Below are 16091 nucleotides of genomic sequence, written 5' to 3' on the forward strand. Positions count from 1 at the left end.
AGCTTGCCCGGGGGGTGGGTGGGAATGGCGGTGATTCAGGGGGTGGGGGGGAGTTTGGCGAGGAGGGAGTCGCGGAGGCGGGTGGCCTTTTCGATATGGTACTCGGCGTTGGCGCGGCGGTATTCCTCCAGGGCGGCCTCGACATGCTGTAGGGCGGCGCGCCAGCGGGCGGGGTCCTTGGTTTGGTTGCCCCACGTTGCTTCGACAATGGCGAGGTTTTCCATGGTTAGCGCCCAGGGGAAGGGTACCCGGTCACGAGTCCACTCCTCCAGCACCGCGTGATATGTCGCCATTGCATCCTCCAGACGCGTCGTGCTGCTTTCGCGCGCGCCAAGTGCCTCAAGCGCGGCACCAAGGTTGTTCTGCGTCAGTGCCCAGTCCAGCGGCCCCCGCTCACGAGTGCGTTCCTCCAGCGCGGCGCGATAGGCCGCCACCGCGTCTTCCAGGCGCGCCGTGCCGCTCTCGCGGTCGCCAAGTGCCTTGAGCGCGTTACCAAGGTTGTTCTGCGTCTGCGCCCACTCCAGTGGCCCCCGCTCACGAGTGCGTTCTTCCAGCGCCGCGCGATTGGCCGCCACCGCCTGCTCCAGGCGCACCGTGCCGATCTCCCGCGTGCCAAGCGTATGGAGTGCCATGCCTAGGTTGTTCTGCGTCAGCGCCCAGTCCAGAGGTACACGCTCACGCCGGTATTCCTCCAGCGCTGCGCGATAGGTCGCGACAGCCTCCTCCACACGCGCCGTGCCGCTCTCGCGCGCGCCAAGCGTATGGAGTGCGATGCCGAACAGGTTGTTCGCCACGCCCCGCTCATCCGCCGTCGCTGCCGTGGCGAGCATGCGGCGCGCCATGGCAATGGCAATTTCGAGTGACAAATTCAGGCCCTTGTCGCGCCCTTCCTTGTGGAATGCGTCCCAGCGCGTACGGAGTGCAGGCGCCCAAGCGGCCCGCACCGGCTGGTCCAGTGCCACCAGGGCCTCCACCCGTTTCGCCACCGCCTCCGCATCGCGGCGCAGCAGGTCCTGGTTGATGCCGGCTTCCAGCAACGTCGCACGCGCGCGCCGCATAGCATCGCGCTGCTCAGCCGCGCGGATTTCCAGCTCCGCCAAGCCGTCATCCACGGCCTGCGCCGCGTCATCCAGCTTGCCCGAACGGGTCCGCCGCGCCACCTCGGCCAGCACGGCATCCACGAAGGCATCCTCGTTGGAGGCGGGACGTTCGCCACGGCGGATGGTGGTGAGCGCGATCTCCACCGCATGCTCCACCTCGCGCACAGCCTGCTCAAGATTCGCAGCCGTGGCAGGGTTCAGGCGCTGCGCCAGGGCGAGAACCGTGCGCTCTGCCAGACCCTCCGCCGCGGCGCTTGACAGAACGCCGCTTTGCCGGAGCGCAGCCATCAGTTGGGCGGTGATGGCATGGGGCAATTCGTCAAGCTTCGTGTGGGTGTTAGCGTCCGCCCCCCGCGCGCGCTCCGCCTCCTCAGTCTGCGCTTCCTCGATGCGCCTTACCGCGCCCTTCAACGCCGACAGCCCAGCCACGAAGAAGGCGTTCCGGGCGCCGGGCTTGTCCTTCAGGCTCGCCCGCAGGAAGGCGATGGCATAGGCGAACCAGCCGGGGCTGTTGGCATCATTGCTCGCGAAGCGCTCCTGAAACCCAGGTGGGATCGCCGCGCCGGGCAACGCCTGGGTCAGTTCCACCCACATGGCCAACTCGGCCGCCTGGCGTAGCCGCCAAGCCTCAGCCGTGTCGCGCGGGTCATGTCGCGGCGGCAAGGCGGTGTCGAGCGTGGCGCGGAAGGCCTCGATCTCCGCCCCATGCGCCCCCTTCGGCAGTTCATCCAGCGCGCCGAGCCGTCCGTGCAGCCAGGCGCGCGCGTCGGGCGTGAATGTATCGGGCGGCGCGCCGCGGTCGTCGAACTTCGCGCCTTGCTCCGCCACCGCTTCGTCATTCACCACGGCCAAGCATGCCACGAGCATGGAGAAACGCAGGCTGCGTTCCAGGTCGTGATTCAACGGCCTGTCAAGATAGGCCACGGCGTGAAGCCGCGCTTCTTCCCAAGCCCGGCCAAGAAGCCTCTCGACCGCCTCCCCGGCCAGCTTGCCCCCGACATCGCCGACGCCGCCCAAAGCCCCGCCGAGGGCGACCTTCATGAGCCCGAGCGCCACTGCCGTCCTCTCCTGCAGAGCCCGGCAAGCTTGCCTCAACGCCAAGTATTTTCAAGCGAGATGATCTAGGGGGTCCGGGGAGAAGTCCAAGCTCCCTTCCCTGTCCTCACCCCCCCACCGGGTGGAAATGCTGATGAATGCGTTTCGCCAATGAGGGCCCCACGCCGGGGCAATTGGCGAGGTCCGTCTCCCCCGCCTGCTTCACCCCCCGCGCCGAGCCGAAATGGTTCAGCAAACGGCGCTTCACCGCGGGCCCCACGCCCGGAATGTCATCCAGCTCCGACTTCGTCAGCGCCTTGGCCCGTCCCGCCCGGTGGCTGCCGATGACGAAACGGTGCGCCTCGTCACGCAGACGTTGCAGATAATACAGCACGGGGTCACGTGGCGGCAGCTGGAAGGGCTCGCGCCCGGCCATGAAGAACCATTCGCGGCCGGCGTCCCGGTCAGGTCCCTTGGCCATGGCCAGCAGCGGGATGTCATGCAGGCCGAGTTCCTCCATGACCGCCGCCGCCGCCGACAACTGCCCCTGCCCGCCATCAATGACCACCAGATCCGGCCAGCCCTCGCCGGTGCGCGAGGGGTCCTCCTTCAGGGCACGGCCGAAGCGGCGTTCCAGCATCTCGCGCATCATGCCGAAATCGTCGCCGGCCTTCGCTTCCTTGATGCCGAACTTGCGGTAGGCGGATTTCAGGAACCCCGAAGGCCCGCCCACGATCATGGCGCCGTAAGCATTGGTGCCCATGATATGGCTGTTGTCATAGACCTCGATCCGCTCCGGCCTGTCGGGCAGGTCGAGCAGGCGCTGCACCCCCTCCAGCAACTGCCCCTGGGCGGTGGATTCGGCCAGGCGCCGTTCCAGCGCCTCGCGCGCATTGGTCTCGGCGTGCTCCACCACGGCGCGCTTGTCGCCACGCTGGGGGCGGTGCAGCTCCACGCGCCGCCCGGCCTTGAGCGCCAGTGCCTCGGCCACCAGCGGCGCCTCGGGCGCGTCGTGGCTCAGCAGCACCAAAGGCGGCGGGGGCAGGTCGTCATAGAGCTGGGCCAGGAAGCTGCCCATGACCTCCTCGGGCGTGATGTCGGCCTTGGAATGGGTCAGGAAATAGGGGCGGTTGCCGTTGTTCCGCCCACCCCGGAAGAAGAAGACCTGCACGCAGGACTGCCCGGCGGCCATGTGCAGCGCCACCACATCGGCATCGCCCACGCCGTCGAGGTTGATGCGGCTGCTGCCCTGCACATGGGTCAGGCCGCGGATGCGGTCGCGCAGGCTGGCCGCGCGCTCGAATTCCAGGGCTTCGGCGGCGGCCTCCATCTCGGCGGCCAGGCGCTTCTGGATGGTCGGCACCTCGCCGGCCAGGAACTGCTTGGCCTCGGCCACCAGCGCGGCGTAGTCCGGCTGGCTGATGCGGTCCACGCAGGGGGCCGAGCAGCGCTTGATTTGATACAGCAGGCAGGGCCGGTCGCGGCATTCGAACACCGTGTCGCGGCAGGTCCGCAGCAGGAACACCCGCTGCAAGGCCGTGATGGTCTGGTTCACCGCCCAGACGCTGGCGAAGGGGCCGTAATAGCTGGCGCCCTTCCGCCGCTCGCCCCGGTGCTTGGCGATCTGCGGGTGGGGGTGGTCGTCGCTCACCATCAGCCAGGGGTAGGATTTGTCGTCGCGCAGGACGATGTTGAAGCGCGGCCGCAGCTTCTTGATGAGGTTGGCTTCCAGCAGCAGCGCCTCGGCCTCGCTGGCGGTGGTGATGACCTCCACCCGCCGCGTCTCGAACACCATGCGCCGCAGCCGCTCCGGCAGGCGGGCGGTCTGGGTGTATTGCGCGACCCGTTTGCGGATGGCCCGCGCCTTGCCGACATAGAGCACATCCCCCTTGCCATCGAGCATCCGATACACGCCCGGCGACAGCGGCAGGTTGGGCAGCGCCCCCTCCAGCACCGCCAGGCCCGAGGGCGGCGGCGCCTCTGGAATGGCCCCGGAAACTTCGTCAGTGGACATAACGCTTTGGCAACCTGTGGCTGTGCCGGCCCCGCGCCGTGACACCGGGCAGGGGCGCGCGGCCTGTTTTTCCCCCCTCCGGCGCGACTTCGCAAACTATCCCCGGAAGCTGTGGATAACCCTGTGGGCGACAATGGGCCCGCATTCCTGTGTTCGGCCTTTGGACTGGACTTGCAAGAGATTGCCCAGAAACTCGGCAAAATTGTAAGTAATTGATTTTTATAGACATTAGCACGAAGAGATTAAGGCTTGTGGCAGCGCGGTTACGCATATGTGGTGCTTTGCGAACCCCTTGGCGTGCATGTCTGGGCGGTGGATGAAATCCACGGCCCACCCAATTTGGGGATTGACTTGGCCCTTCCGCTGGCTTCCCGGACAGGTCAACCCGCTCCGGCCGCGCACGCGAAAGTAGCGCCTCAACCGGCGCGGGCGCGCTCCACCGTGACGCCCACCGCCGCCACGTCCGAGAAGGCGTCCGGCTTCTCGATGGAGACCCGGGCGCGCAGCACCCGCGCATCGCGCAGCGCCAGCGCGGCCACCTGCTCGGCCAGCGTCTCCACCAGCAGCACATGCCCGCCCGCGACCGCCTGGCGGGCGGCGATCACCACCTGCTCATAGTCCACGACACGCGCCAGGTCATCGGCGCCCACATCGGGCCCGTCATCGCGCACGTCCAGCTCCACATGCACCACGATGCGCTGCGGCCCCACCTTCTCATGCGCATGGACGCCCAGGCGCGCCTGCAGTTCCAGGCCGCGGATAAAGACGCGGCGCAGGCGCGGCGAGGGGATTTCCGTCATCGCCGGCGCTTAGCATGAGTCGCGCCGGTGGTCATTCCTCCGGCGCCGCCCCCATCGCCACCGGGGCCCATTGCAGGTGCTGGCCGCCATCGAGGCACATCACCTGCCCCGTGAAGCTCGGCATGGCCAGGATGGCGAGCAAAGCGTGCCCCACCTCCTCCGGGCTGGTGCCGCGGCGCAGGGGCACGGAAGCGCATTGCCGGTCGAACTGCGCCTGGCTCTGGCGGGGGCTGGGCAGCGCCGGCCCCGGCCCGATGGCCGCCACCCGGATTCGCGGCGCCAGGGCGAGTGCCATCTGCTGCGTCAGCGCCCAGAGCCCGGCCTTGGAGACGGTGTAGGAGACGAAATGCGGCGTGAGCGACAGCACGCGCTGGTCCAGCATGTTCACCACGACCCCCTCGGCGCCGGGCGGCAGGGCGCGGGCGAAATCCTGGGTCAGCTTGAAGGGCGCACGCAGGTTGGGCTCCAGATGCGCGTCCCAGCTTTCGCGGGTCGCGTCCTCCCACTCGTCACGCTCGAAGACGGAGGCATTGTTGACCAGCACGCCGAGCGGCCCGAGTGCGGCCGTGGCGTCCGCCACCAGGTGCGCCACCTCGCCCTCCCGGCCCAGATCGGCCTGCAGCACATGGGCGAGGCGGCCCATGGCCCGGATCTCGTCGGCCAGCGCCTCGGCCTCGGCGCGCGACTGGTTCGCGTGCAGCGTCACGTCGAAGCCCGCGCCCGCCAGCGCCCGCGCCATGGCGGCACCCAGCCGCTTCGCCCCCCCGGTGACGAGGGCATGGCGGGGCATGGCGGGGGCGATGGGAAAGCCGGTCACGGAAGCTCCTTGCGGTCATGGCCGCGCTCAATTGGGGCGTCAGGCCGGGCGCGCAACCGGGGGTCTTCGCTCCACCCATGCCCAGGCGGCGAGGCCGGGCAGGTACAGCACCACCTCGCGGAAGCGCCGCATGAGGGCGAGTGCCACGCTGGTGGTGGCGTCCAGCCCCATCAGGGCGCCCACGCCGATGAAGCCCGCCTCCAGCACGCCCAGGCCGCCGGGCACGGCGAAGCCGAAGGCGACCACGGCCTGGACCAGCGCCTCGATGATCACGGCCTCCAGGAAGGTGATGGGCATGCCCATCAGCCACAGCGCCACCCAAATCTGCAAGGCGCCCAGGATGTTGGCGAAAAGCTGCCAGGCGAAGCACCAGATCAGCAGCTTCGGCAGCCGCCAGGCGCGGCGCAGGAAGGCGTCTATGCGGCGGCTCTCCTCGGCCAGCCCCGCGATCTTCCCGGCCGTGATGCGGTTCAGCCAGGCCGAGACGCGGCCGAACACGCGGGCGTTCTGGATGGCGATGAAGGGGGCCGCCAGCACGATGCCACCGAGTGTCACCCCCAGGATGACGGCCAGCCCCACCTCCTGCCCGCTGGCCAGCAGCAGCGCCAACCCCAGCAGCGCGAAAGCCATCTGCGACAGGACGGACAGGCCCATGTCCATCAGCAGCCCCCCCGCCGCGGCGCCCGAGCCCACGCCCTGCCGCCGCATCAGCCGGTAGCAGGCAAGTTCGCCGCCCACCCGGCCCACCGGCAGCAGGGTGTTGATGCTCTCGCGGATCCAGATGAGTTCCATCATGGCCACGGCATTCGGGCGCTGGTACCGCGGCATCAGCATGGCCCAGGCCCAGGCATTGGCCGCCATGAAGGGCAGATGCGCCGGCAGCAGCAGCAGCAGCCCGAAGCCCGCGGTGGCGAAAAGCCCCGCCAGCGCGTCCAGGTCCTGCATGGCGATGAGCCACACGCCCACCACCAGGCCCAGCAGGGCCAGGACAAGTCCAAGACGATTCACGGGAACAGCATGGGCGTGCAGCCGCCGCGCGGCAGGGTGGCGACGGCCTCGATCACGGCCGGGTCGGTCAGCGCCGCCAGTTCCGCCTCGTGGCGGTAGCCCGGCCCGCCACGGCCGAAGCCGTCGCGCGCGGCGGGGTGGAAGTAGAGTTCCGTCACCCCCTCGGGCAGCAGGGGCAGCACGGCGCGCAGCCGGGCCGGGGTGAAATGGCCGGACCAGGAATGGCCCACCATCAGGTCCGGCGCGCGCAGGCCGCGACGGGCGGCGCGGGCGCGCAGAACACGGCCGGCGGGGCGCAGCGCCCATTCGCCCACGTCATCGCCCCTTCCCTCACCACTGATGGCCTCGGCCGCGCGGATCAGGCGCTGGGGTTCCCAGGGCACGCGGATGGCGCGCACCCCGGCTTCCGCCGCCGCGCGGATCAGGGCGCCGGCAATCCAGGGGTGGTTGTGGAAATGCTTGTGGGCGTTGACGTGGTCGCAGGGGAGGCCGGTTTCACGGAAGCGGGCCATCTGCGCGGCCACCTCCGCCGCCAGCTCGTCCTGCGCGGCGCGGGACAGCGCGATGCGCGCGCCCATCCGGTCCATGTCGTCGCGGAAGAGGCCGTTGGCCTGGGTCAGGCTCGGGATCTGCGCGGGGGGCAGCACGGGGCGGCCATCGGTCAGCGTGAGGTGCAAGCCCACCGCCAGTCCCGGATTGGCGCGAGCGATGCGAACGCCCTCCTCGAAGCCAGGCTCGCCCACCATGAGGCTGGCGGCGGACAGCACGCCGTCGCGGTGGGCGCGCTCGATGCCCTCGTTCACGGCGGCATGCAGGCCGAGGTCGTCGGCGTTGAAGATGAGGCGGCGCGTCATGCGCGGCCTTGTGTCAGGCGGGGGCGTGTTCGGCAATCACGGCCGAGGCCCCGGTGTTGTCCACCGAGACGGGGGTGTCGAAGAACCGCACCTCCGGTGGCGCGCCATACTTGGCGGTGACGCGGGCCAGCCATTCGGCGCCATGCCCGGCCTCGGCCGCCGCGCGGCTTTCCCAGGTGTAGGCGCCGCCCGCTTCCACATGGGTGTCCAGCGCGCGGTAGAGGTATTGCTTGCGCACCAGCCCCGGCAGCTTGGCGTAGAGCGGCGCCGTCTGCCGGAACATGGCGGCGGCGTCCTCGCGGGTTGTGGAGGCAGGCAGTCGGAAGGTGACGACAGCGAGGATCATGTGCCAACCTCTACTTGTGGTGGGGGCAAGAGGCACGAATGTCATCTTTCGATAGTCCGATCGCTGGAGTAATCCTCGGCTTTGTTCTTGCAAAAATAGGCGACTTGTGGCGGTGGCTGAAACGACCGAATATCAGCATCGAATACATTGCCATGATTGACGACAATAGTATCCAGCTAGAGGATGGTAACTGGACCCACCAAAGAGTATTTGGTGTCAAAATTCAAAATACGGGAAAAACTGTGGCAAATGACGTTAAGGTCGCGATTTCTGACTGGAGATTAGAAGATTGCGGAAGAATTAGTAGCAATTGGATACCAAACCCCACTCAACTAGCCCTCTACGGGAGAAAAGAGACCGTTAACGTCACAATATTACCAGGCAGATCAGCCACCTTTAAACTTGCGGTCTGGGTAAGGTATCCTGGAGACCCCATCAAACCAGCCGTCATAATCGATTTGCCACATTACTATCACTGGGGCCCAAATTCTACTGCACGGGTCGAGGTTGTTGCATGGGATACATCAAATAAAGCTGTCTCGAAAACGGGCCGCCTTAGCGTAGCGTAATTCAAGCGGCCCGCGCCTTCGCCCGCTCGCGGAGAAAACCGAAGAACTCCACCCCTTCCCGCAGGCGCCGCACCAGCATCTGCCGGTCACGGATCATCTCGCCGCAGATGGAGGCGATCTTGGGCGCACGGAAGTAGAAGCGCTTGTAGAAGGTCTCGACGCTGTTGAAGATTTCCGTGTGGCTCAGATGCTCATAGGCCAGGGGCGCGATCTGCACGCCATGCGCGTCCACGTAGTCGGTGTTCGCCGTGTCCAGCCAGCCCTCGCGCGCCGCCTGCTCATAGAGGAAGGTGCCGGGATAGGGGGCGGCCAGGCTCACCTGCAGGGTGTGCGGGTTGGTCTCGATGGCGAAGCGGATGGTCTCCTCGATGGTTTCCTTCGTCTCGCCGGGCAGGCCCAGGATGAAGGTGCCATGGATGGCGATGCCAAGCTCGTGGCAGTCCTTGGTGAACTGCTTCGCGACCTCGATCCGCATGCCCTTCTTGATGTTGTGCAGGATCTGCTGGTTGCCGCTCTCGTATCCGACCAGCAGCAGGCGCAGCCCGTTGTCGCGCATGATCTTGAGGCTGTCGCGCGGCACGTTCGCCTTGGCATTGCAGGACCACGTGACACCCATCCGGCCCAGCCCGCGCGCGATCTCCTCCGCGCGGGGCAGGTTGTCGGTGAAGGTGTCGTCGTCGAAGAAGATCTCCTTCACGTCCGGGTAGGCCTGCTTGATGAAGGCGATCTCCTCCAGCACATGGCCCACGCTGCGCGTGCGGTAGCGGTGCCCGCCCACGGTCTGCGGCCAGAGGCAGAAGGTGCAGCGGCTCTTGCAGCCGCGGCCGGTGTAGAAGCTGATATAGGGGTGCTTCAGGTAGCCGATGAAATACTTCTTGTGGTCGAGGTCGCGCTTGTAGACCTCGCTCACGAAGGGCAGGTCGTCCATGTTTTCCAGCATCGGCCGGTCGTCATTGTGGACGATCACGCCTTCGCCGTTGCGGAAGCTCAGCCCCTTGATGGAGGAGAGGTCCCGCCCCTCGGCGGCCTCCTTCACCGTGAAGTCGAACTCGTTGCGCGCCACCCAGTCCACCACGGGCGCGTCGCGCAGGCTCTCCATCGCCTGCACCGCCACCTTGGCGCCGATGAGGCCCACCTTGAGGTTCGGGTTCTCGGCCTTCAGCCGCTCCGCCACCTTGATGTCGGAGGCGAAGCTGGGCGTGGAGGTGTGCATCACGCACAGATCATAGTCCCGCGCCATGCCGGCCACATCGGCCAGGGTCTGGTTGTGCGGCGGCGCGTCCACCAGCTTCGAGCCGGGCACGAGGGCCGCCGGCTGCGCCAGCCAGGTGGGGAACCAGTAGCTCTTGATCTCGCGCCGCGCCTGGTAGCGGGCGCCGGCGCCGCCGTCGAACCCGTCGAAGGAGGGAGCCTGGAGGAACAGGGTGCGCATCATCTCAGGAAACGGCCTCTCGGGTGGGTTCGGGCGCCTCGGCCATGCGTCCGCCGGCGCCGAGGGTGAAGCGCCTCCCTTGCCAGGTGACGCGGCCCTTGTGCAGAGCCGTGGCCCAGACGGCGAAGGAAAGCAAGTCCCGAATAGGGAGCCACAGCATGCGGCGCCAGCAGGGCCGCCCCGTCAGCACATCCGCCCGGCGCGCCAGGGCGCCGCGCGCCAGCAGCACGGCCCCCAACAGGGCCAGTGTCCAGGCGCCCGGGGCGGCCGCCAGCGCCATCAGCGCGAAGGGCAGCGGGTGGGTGAAAACCAGCCCCACATGCCCCCAGGGGTGCACCAGCCGCGTGGTCCGCGCCCAGCGCAGCTCATGCGCCCAGAGGGCCTGGAAGCTCGGCTCGTGCATGACATGGCCGGGCAGGATGGGCGGCACCACCACCTTCAGCCCCAGTTCGCGCACCGCCTCGCCCAGCGCGTGGTCATCGGCCAGCAGGGGCAGCAGGCGTTCATAACCGCCGATGCGCGCCAGGGTGTCGGCCCGCAGCGCCAGCGTCGCGCCATAGGCGCCATCGGCCGCGCCCAGGCTCTCGCCCAGCGCCGCATTGGGCAGGAAGTGCCAGTTGATGGAAAGCGCGGCCAGCTCGGACCAGGGCCCGTCATCGGCCGGCAGCCCGGCATAGAGGCAGGTGACGAGGCCAACCTCGGGGTCGGCCAGCGGCGCCGTCACCGTAGTCAGCCAGTGCGGCGGGCAGGCCATGTCGGAATCGGCGGCCACCAGCACGGGGTATTGCGCCACGCGGGCCATGTGGACCTGCTGGCTCACCTTGCGGTTGGCGCCCAGCACCTCGCCCCCGGCCAGCATGCGCGAGGGGGTGGGGCTGCGCGCCATGGCGGCCTCGGCCACCGCCCGCGCCGGGTCGGCGGGGTTGGCCACGGCGAAGAGGACTTCGTATGGCGCTGCATGTTGCTGCGCCAAAGCCTGGGAAAGATGCAATTCCAGCCCCGGCTCATTCCCGTGCAGCGGCTTCAGCACGCTGGCCGGCAGGGCCGGGCCCGAGGGCGGCACGCGACCGAACATGCGGCCCAAGGCCCGTCGCGCGGCCAGCGCCTGCGCCAGGCCCGCCACCGCCAAAAGCCCCAGGATGATCGCCGCAAGGTTCATCGCCCTTGCCCCATCGCACAGCCGCGCGGCCTGCGATAGAGTGGGAAAGTGATGCGCGCCCTTGCCCTTTCGACATGCCTCCTGCTCGGCGCCTGCGCCACCGCGGACAACCGCGACCCCTTCGAGCGGATCAACCGCCACATCTTCGAATTCAACGACGCGATGGATGCCGGCATCATCCGGCCCGCCGCCGAATCCTGGCGGGCCACGGTGCCGGAACCCGCGCGGCGGGGCATCCGCAACGCCCTGAACAACCTTCAGGAACCGGTCGTCTTCATCAACAACGTGCTGCAGTTCCGCCTGGCCGATGCCGGCACCACCCTGCTGCGCTTCTCGATGAACACCACGGTGGGCGTGCTGGGCGTGATGGACGTGGCCACCCAAGCCGGCCACCCCCAGCGCATGGGCGATTTCGGGCAGACCCTCTACGCCGCCGGCATCGGCGACGGGCCCTTCCTGATGCTGCCCCTGCTCGGCCCCTCCAACGTCCGGGACGCGATCGGCGGCGGCGTCGATTCGTTCATCGACCCCGTGGGCTACGCCATCGGATACGCCCTGCCCCGCACCGCCGCCACCGGCGTGGGCATCGGCCGCGGCGTCATCCAGGGCATCGACCTGCGCGCCGAGAACATCGAGAACCTGGACGCGCTGCGCGCCGACAGCCTCGACTACTACGCCCGCCTGCGCTCCATCATGCAGCAGCGCCGCGACGCCCAGCTCGGCCGCACGACCGAGGGCGGCGAAGGGCTCATGACGCTGGACGACCCCGGGGGCTGAAAGCCGCGCCGCTGGAGGCCCCGCCACGGAACCGCGTTTCGCGCACAGGCTTCAGAGACCGTTTGGGAACGCTGGCGGCGGAGGATGCGCGAGGAATTTTTCGTCCCTGAAAGGCGCCGGGCGCGGCCGATGCTGGTGGCATCGGCAAGGCCGGCAACGCATCAGGGGCGGAAAAGACCCGCACAGCAGACCCGTCAGCGTTCTCAAACGGTCTCTCAGGACGAAGCCGCGAGCCACCCCCTCGACACTTCCGCCAGCAACCCCGCATAATAAATCCTGCGCCCGAGAATGCTGGCGCATAAAAATGAAGTTTCGAGGAACATAGTCATGCAATTCATTCATCGCCGCGCGGCATTGGCGCTTGCCGGTACCGCGCTGACGATTTCCGCGGCCGGCGCACAGACTTCCGATTTTCCCAACAGGCCGCTGCGTATCATTGTTCCGTACACGCCGGGTGGCACGACCGATATTGCAACGCGCCTGGTCGCGGAGCCGCTGTCCCGCGCCCTGGGCCAGCCCGTGGTGGTCGAGAACCGCCCTGGCGCGAACAGCATCATCGGCGTCGGCGCCGCCGCGACCAGCGCGCCGGATGGCCACACGATGGTGATGGTCCTCCCGGCCCACGCCGCCAATGCCACGCTCCAGGCCGGGCGCATGCCGTTCGACCCGCTGGGCTTCGCGCCCGTCTCGCTCGTGGTCCAGGCGCCGCTCGTGCTGGCGGGCAGCCGCCATGTGTCGGCGCAGAACCTGCGCGAATACCTGGAGGTGGCCCGCGCGCGCCCCGGACAGATGAACTACGGTTCGAGCGGAATCGGCGCCACCGCGCATCTCGCCATGGAGGACCTGCAGCTCCGGACCGGCGTGCGGATGGTGCATGTCCCCTATCGCGGCACCCAGCCCGCGCTGGCAGACCTCATGGCCGGCCATATCGGCATGATGTTCGACACCTATTCGACGCTGAAGCCGCATTTCGAGGCCGGCACCATCCGCCCGCTCGGCATCGCCACCCCCACCCGGCCCAGCTTCGCGTCCGAACTGCCCACGGTCGTCGAAAGTGGCGTCGAGGATTTCGCCGCGAGTTCGTGGTGCATGTTGCTCGCTCCTCCCCGCACGCCGCAGCCCCTGGTGGACCGCCTCGCCGCCGAGGTTGGGCGCATCGTGCGCGAACCCGAGATGGCGCGGCGCCTGCAGGAGCTGGGCTTCGTGGTCGAGGGCCGCTCCTCCGCGGACACGGATGCGTTCCTGCGTGCGGAGGTCACGCGCTGGGCGAACGTCATCCGCTCGGCCAATGTGCGGGTGGATGGCTAAAAGCAAGCGCCAGGGAGGGGCAATGCCCTCCCTGGCGGCCACGGCTCACGCCCGGAGCAGCCGGTCCGTCCGTGCCTCCAGTTCGCGGGTGACCCGCGTGGCGCCGCCCTCGCGGATCAGGCTCGTGAATTCCGCCCGGCGCGAGGCCAGTTCGCTGATGGTGCCGGTCAGGTAGATGTCCACCACGCGCGGGGGCGTGCCCCGCAGCAGGTAGGACAGCAGCACGGGCCCCTCCCCCCCGGTGCGGTTGAGCTGGGTGCGGACGAGGGTGCCGTTGTTCACCGCCTGGCTACCCAGGGTCTGGAAGGTCTCGCCCGAATAGCCGTCGAAGCGGTTGGCGTAGGTGGCGATGGACCAGCGGGTGAAGGCGTTGGTCAGCGCGGCCTGGTCCTCCGGCGAGAAGCCGGTCCAGGGGGGCCCGACCGCGATGCGCGTCATGGCCGGCAGGTCGAAGACGCGGCCCATCACGGGTTCGAGCTGGGCGTAGCGCCCCCGCACACCCAATTGCCGCGCCTGCCGCATCAGGTTGATCAGCGTGGCGTGGAAGCCCTCGATGACCTGGGCCGGATCGGACTGGGCCAATGCCGGCAGGGGCGCGAGCGTGACCGGGAGGGCGAGGAGAATCTGGCGACGTGTCATGCCCGCAATATAGCGTCAGATGCCCGCTGGACCATGGCCCCCGAACCCGTCAGAACCGCGCCATGCCCCCCACCACCATCCTGCTCACCGGCGCCAATGGTTTCCTGGGGGCCTCGCTGGCGCGGGTGCTGCTGGCGCGCGGCCATGCGGTGCGGGCCTTCGTGCGGCCGAATTCCGTCCGGCGCACGCTGGACGGACTGCCCGTCGAGGTCGCGCTGGGCGACCTGACCGACGCGCAAAGCCTGCGCTACGCCATGGCCGGCGTGGGCGCCGTGATCCACGCCGCGGCCGATTACCGCATCTTCGTGCCCGACCCCGCCCGCATGTTCGAGGTGAACGTGGCCGGCACCGGGCATGTGATGGCGGCCGCGCTGGAGGCCAGCGTGCCGCGCATCGTCCATGTCTCCTCCGTGGCGACGCTCAAGCCCCGCCCCGGCGGTGTCGCGACCGAGGCGGATGCGGCGAGGCCCGAGGAGGCCATCGGCCCCTACAAGCAGAGCAAGACGGCGGCGGAACGGCTGGTGGAGGAGATGGTCCGCACCCATGCCCTGCCGGTGGTGATCGTGAACCCCTCCACCCCCATCGGCCCGCGCGACAGCCGGCCCACCCCCACCGGCCGCATCATCCTGGAGGCGGCGCGCGGCAAGATGCCCGCCTATGTCGAGACGGGGCTGAACCTCGTCCATGTCGAGGATTGCGCGGCGGGGGTGGTGGCCGCGCTGGATCACGGCACCCCCGGCGAGCGGCACATATTGGGCGGCCAGGACGTGACGCTCGCCGAGATGCTGGGCTTCATCGCCACCGAATGCGGCCACCGCCCGCCCTTCCGCCTGCCCCGCGCGCCATTGTTGCCGATGGCCCATATCAGCGAGGCCTGGGCGCGGATCACCGGGAAGGAACCGATGCTGACGCGCGACGGGCTCAAGATGTCGGCGCAGACCATGTTCTTCTCGTCCGACAAGGCGGCCCGCGTGCTGGGCCACCAGGCCCGCCCCTGGCAGGAGGGGGTGCGGGACGCCATCGCCTGGTTCCAGGCGGAGCGCATGCTGTGATCTGGCTCGCCGCCGCCGCCGCCATCGCCTGGCTGGTGCTGCTGCTGGGCCGCGGCTTCTTCTGGCGCGCCGATGTGACGGACGAGGACGCCGACACCCTGCCCGACCCCGCCGAATGGCCCGAGGTCGCCATCCTCATCCCCGCCCGCAACGAGGCCGAGACCATCGGGCAGGTGGTGGCGGCCCTGCGCGTCCAGGACTATCCGGGCCGCTTCACCATCACGGTGGTGGATGACCGCAGCACGGACGGCACGGGCGAGATCGCCCGCGCGGCAGGCGCGAACGTGGTCACGGGCGGCACCCGTCCGCCCGGCTGGTCGGGCAAGCTGAACGCGCTGCGCCAGGGGCTGGAGGCGCTCGCCCCCGGCACCCACACCCATATCCTGCTGACCGATGCCGACATCGCCCACGCGCCCGACAGCCTGCGCCGCCTGGTGCAGCGGGCCGAGGCGGGGAGCTACGCGCTCGTGTCGCTCATGGCGCGGCTGCGCTGCCAGAGCCGGGCCGAGCGCTGGCTGATCCCGGCCTTCGTCTTCTTCTTCATGATGCTCTACCCCTTCGCCTGGTCCAACGACCCGCGCGCGCGCACGGCGGCGGCGGCCGGCGGCTGCGTGCTGCTGCGGCGGCGCGACTTCGAGGCGGTGGGCGGCCTCGCCCCCATCCATGACCGCATCATTGACGATTGCGCCCTGGCGGGCCTCGTGAAGGGCCCCGGACGCGCCACCTGGGTGGGGCTGACGGGCCGCGTCGTGTCGCTGCGCGCCTATCCCCACATGGCCGACATCCGCGCCATGGTGGCCCGCACCGCCTATGCCCAGCTGCTCTACAACCCGGTCCTGCTGCTGGGCATGGTGGCGGCGCTGGCGCTGGTTTTCCTGGCGCCGCCCTTGCTCGCGCTGCTGGCGCCAGGGTGGGCCGGCTGGCTCGGCGCCTTCGCCTGGGCGGCGATGGTGGTGGCCTATGCGCCCATGCTGCGCTTCTACGGGCTTTCGGCGTGGCGGGGCTTCGCCTTGCCGCTGGTGGCGGCGGCCTATCTCCTGTTCACTCTCGATTCCGCCCGGGCTGAATGGCAGGGCCGTGGCGGGTTGTGGAAAGGCGAATCCCTATCGCGCAAGTAATTCGCAACTTCCCGGCCACACCCTTCCGGAATCAACCCTTTCCGTCTTATGCACCTTGGTTGA

General features: G+C 68.9%; 14 protein-coding genes. 4 read left to right on the plus strand and 10 right to left on the minus strand.

Features of this window, described 5'->3' with window-relative positions; all coding sequences use genetic code 11:
• Window positions 1-35: 35 nt before the first annotated feature.
• The 9 genes from GGQ83_RS19940 to hpnI form a co-directional block, all read right to left on the minus strand.
• Entirely contained in the window at window positions 36-2141 is a 2106-nt protein-coding gene (locus GGQ83_RS19940) for a tetratricopeptide repeat protein (protein ID WP_207017953.1), read from the minus strand.
• A 121-nt stretch (window positions 2142-2262) separates the two neighbouring features.
• Window positions 2263-4149 (minus strand): excinuclease ABC subunit UvrC, encoded by a 1887-nt coding sequence (gene uvrC / locus GGQ83_RS09130; protein ID WP_184383459.1) that lies wholly within the window; start codon window positions 4147-4149, stop codon window positions 2263-2265.
• Window positions 4150-4565: 416 nt separating this feature from the next.
• Entirely contained in the window at window positions 4566-4949 is a 384-nt protein-coding gene (gene folB, locus GGQ83_RS09135) for a dihydroneopterin aldolase (protein ID WP_184383460.1), read from the minus strand.
• A 31-nt stretch (window positions 4950-4980) separates the two neighbouring features.
• Window positions 4981-5739, minus strand: coding sequence for an SDR family oxidoreductase (locus tag GGQ83_RS09140; RefSeq protein ID WP_184383663.1), 759 nt, complete (start codon window positions 5737-5739; stop codon window positions 4981-4983).
• A gap of 66 nt (window positions 5740-5805) precedes the next feature.
• On the minus strand, window positions 5806-6774 hold the full coding sequence (locus GGQ83_RS09145; RefSeq protein ID WP_184383461.1) for a lysylphosphatidylglycerol synthase domain-containing protein: 969 nt from the start codon (window positions 6772-6774) through the stop codon (window positions 5806-5808).
• On the minus strand, window positions 6771-7628 hold the full coding sequence (gene hpnK, locus GGQ83_RS09150) for a hopanoid biosynthesis-associated protein HpnK (RefSeq protein ID WP_184383462.1): 858 nt from the start codon (window positions 7626-7628) through the stop codon (window positions 6771-6773). Before hpnK ends, GGQ83_RS09145 begins: the two co-directional genes overlap by 4 nt.
• Window positions 7629-7641: 13 nt before the next feature.
• Entirely contained in the window at window positions 7642-7974 is a 333-nt protein-coding gene (locus GGQ83_RS09155) for a monooxygenase (protein WP_184383463.1), read from the minus strand.
• Between the two features lie 570 nt (window positions 7975-8544).
• Window positions 8545-9978 carry a hopanoid biosynthesis associated radical SAM protein HpnJ gene (hpnJ, locus tag GGQ83_RS09160; RefSeq protein WP_207017951.1) on the minus strand — a complete coding sequence of 478 codons (1434 nt, stop codon included), beginning with the start codon at window positions 9976-9978 and terminating at the stop codon, window positions 8545-8547.
• Window position 9979: 1 nt separating this feature from the next.
• Entirely contained in the window at window positions 9980-11134 is a 1155-nt protein-coding gene (hpnI, locus tag GGQ83_RS09165) for a bacteriohopanetetrol glucosamine biosynthesis glycosyltransferase HpnI (RefSeq protein ID WP_184383464.1), read from the minus strand.
• 51 nt (window positions 11135-11185) lie between these two features.
• Between hpnI and GGQ83_RS09170 the strand changes: the two genes are divergently transcribed.
• Together GGQ83_RS09170 and GGQ83_RS09175 are read left to right on the plus strand one after the other, a co-directional pair.
• Window positions 11186-11911 (plus strand): MlaA family lipoprotein, encoded by a 726-nt coding sequence (locus tag GGQ83_RS09170; RefSeq protein WP_184383465.1) that lies wholly within the window; start codon window positions 11186-11188, stop codon window positions 11909-11911.
• 327 nt (window positions 11912-12238) lie between these two features.
• A complete protein-coding gene (locus GGQ83_RS09175; protein ID WP_184383466.1) occupies window positions 12239-13219 on the plus strand; it encodes a Bug family tripartite tricarboxylate transporter substrate binding protein in 981 nt (326 codons plus the stop codon).
• Between the two features lie 45 nt (window positions 13220-13264).
• Here the strand turns inward: GGQ83_RS09175 and GGQ83_RS09180 are convergent, their stop codons facing one another.
• Window positions 13265-13858 (minus strand): ABC transporter substrate-binding protein, encoded by a 594-nt coding sequence (locus GGQ83_RS09180; protein ID WP_184383467.1) that lies wholly within the window; start codon window positions 13856-13858, stop codon window positions 13265-13267.
• Between the two features lie 62 nt (window positions 13859-13920).
• On the opposite strand from GGQ83_RS09180, the gene hpnA reads away from it, so the two are divergent.
• Complete coding sequence (gene hpnA, locus GGQ83_RS09185) at window positions 13921-14910, plus strand: hopanoid-associated sugar epimerase (protein WP_184383468.1); 990 nt, start codon at window positions 13921-13923, stop codon at window positions 14908-14910.
• Complete coding sequence (locus GGQ83_RS09190; RefSeq protein ID WP_207017943.1) at window positions 14907-16028, plus strand: glycosyltransferase; 1122 nt, start codon at window positions 14907-14909, stop codon at window positions 16026-16028. The genes hpnA and GGQ83_RS09190 overlap by 4 nt, the downstream gene beginning before the upstream one ends.
• Window positions 16029-16091: the final 63 nt, after the last annotated feature.

The sequence above is a fragment of the Roseococcus suduntuyensis genome, assembly GCF_014196305.1.
Taxonomy (GTDB): Bacteria; Pseudomonadota; Alphaproteobacteria; order Acetobacterales; family Acetobacteraceae; genus Roseococcus; species Roseococcus suduntuyensis.

Coding starts and splice junctions, on each gene's coding strand:
- hpnA (WP_184383468.1), top strand. CDS start 13,921: ATGCCCCCCACCACCATCCTGCTCACCGGCGCCAATGGTTTCCTGGGG.
- hpnI (WP_184383464.1), bottom strand. CDS start 11,134: ATGAACCTTGCGGCGATCATCCTGGGGCTTTTGGCGGTGGCGGGCCTG.
- hpnJ (WP_207017951.1), bottom strand. CDS start 9,978: ATGATGCGCACCCTGTTCCTCCAGGCTCCCTCCTTCGACGGGTTCGAC.
- GGQ83_RS19940 (WP_207017953.1), bottom strand. CDS start 2,141: ATGAAGGTCGCCCTCGGCGGGGCTTTGGGCGGCGTCGGCGATGTCGGG.
- GGQ83_RS09155 (WP_184383463.1), bottom strand. CDS start 7,974: ATGATCCTCGCTGTCGTCACCTTCCGACTGCCTGCCTCCACAACCCGC.
- folB (WP_184383460.1), bottom strand. CDS start 4,949: ATGACGGAAATCCCCTCGCCGCGCCTGCGCCGCGTCTTTATCCGCGGC.
- uvrC (WP_184383459.1), bottom strand. CDS start 4,149: ATGTCCACTGACGAAGTTTCCGGGGCCATTCCAGAGGCGCCGCCGCCC.
- GGQ83_RS09140 (WP_184383663.1), bottom strand. CDS start 5,739: ATGCCCCGCCATGCCCTCGTCACCGGGGGGGCGAAGCGGCTGGGTGCC.
- GGQ83_RS09175 (WP_184383466.1), top strand. CDS start 12,239: ATGCAATTCATTCATCGCCGCGCGGCATTGGCGCTTGCCGGTACCGCG.
- GGQ83_RS09180 (WP_184383467.1), bottom strand. CDS start 13,858: ATGACACGTCGCCAGATTCTCCTCGCCCTCCCGGTCACGCTCGCGCCC.
- GGQ83_RS09170 (WP_184383465.1), top strand. CDS start 11,186: ATGCGCGCCCTTGCCCTTTCGACATGCCTCCTGCTCGGCGCCTGCGCC.
- hpnK (WP_184383462.1), bottom strand. CDS start 7,628: ATGACGCGCCGCCTCATCTTCAACGCCGACGACCTCGGCCTGCATGCC.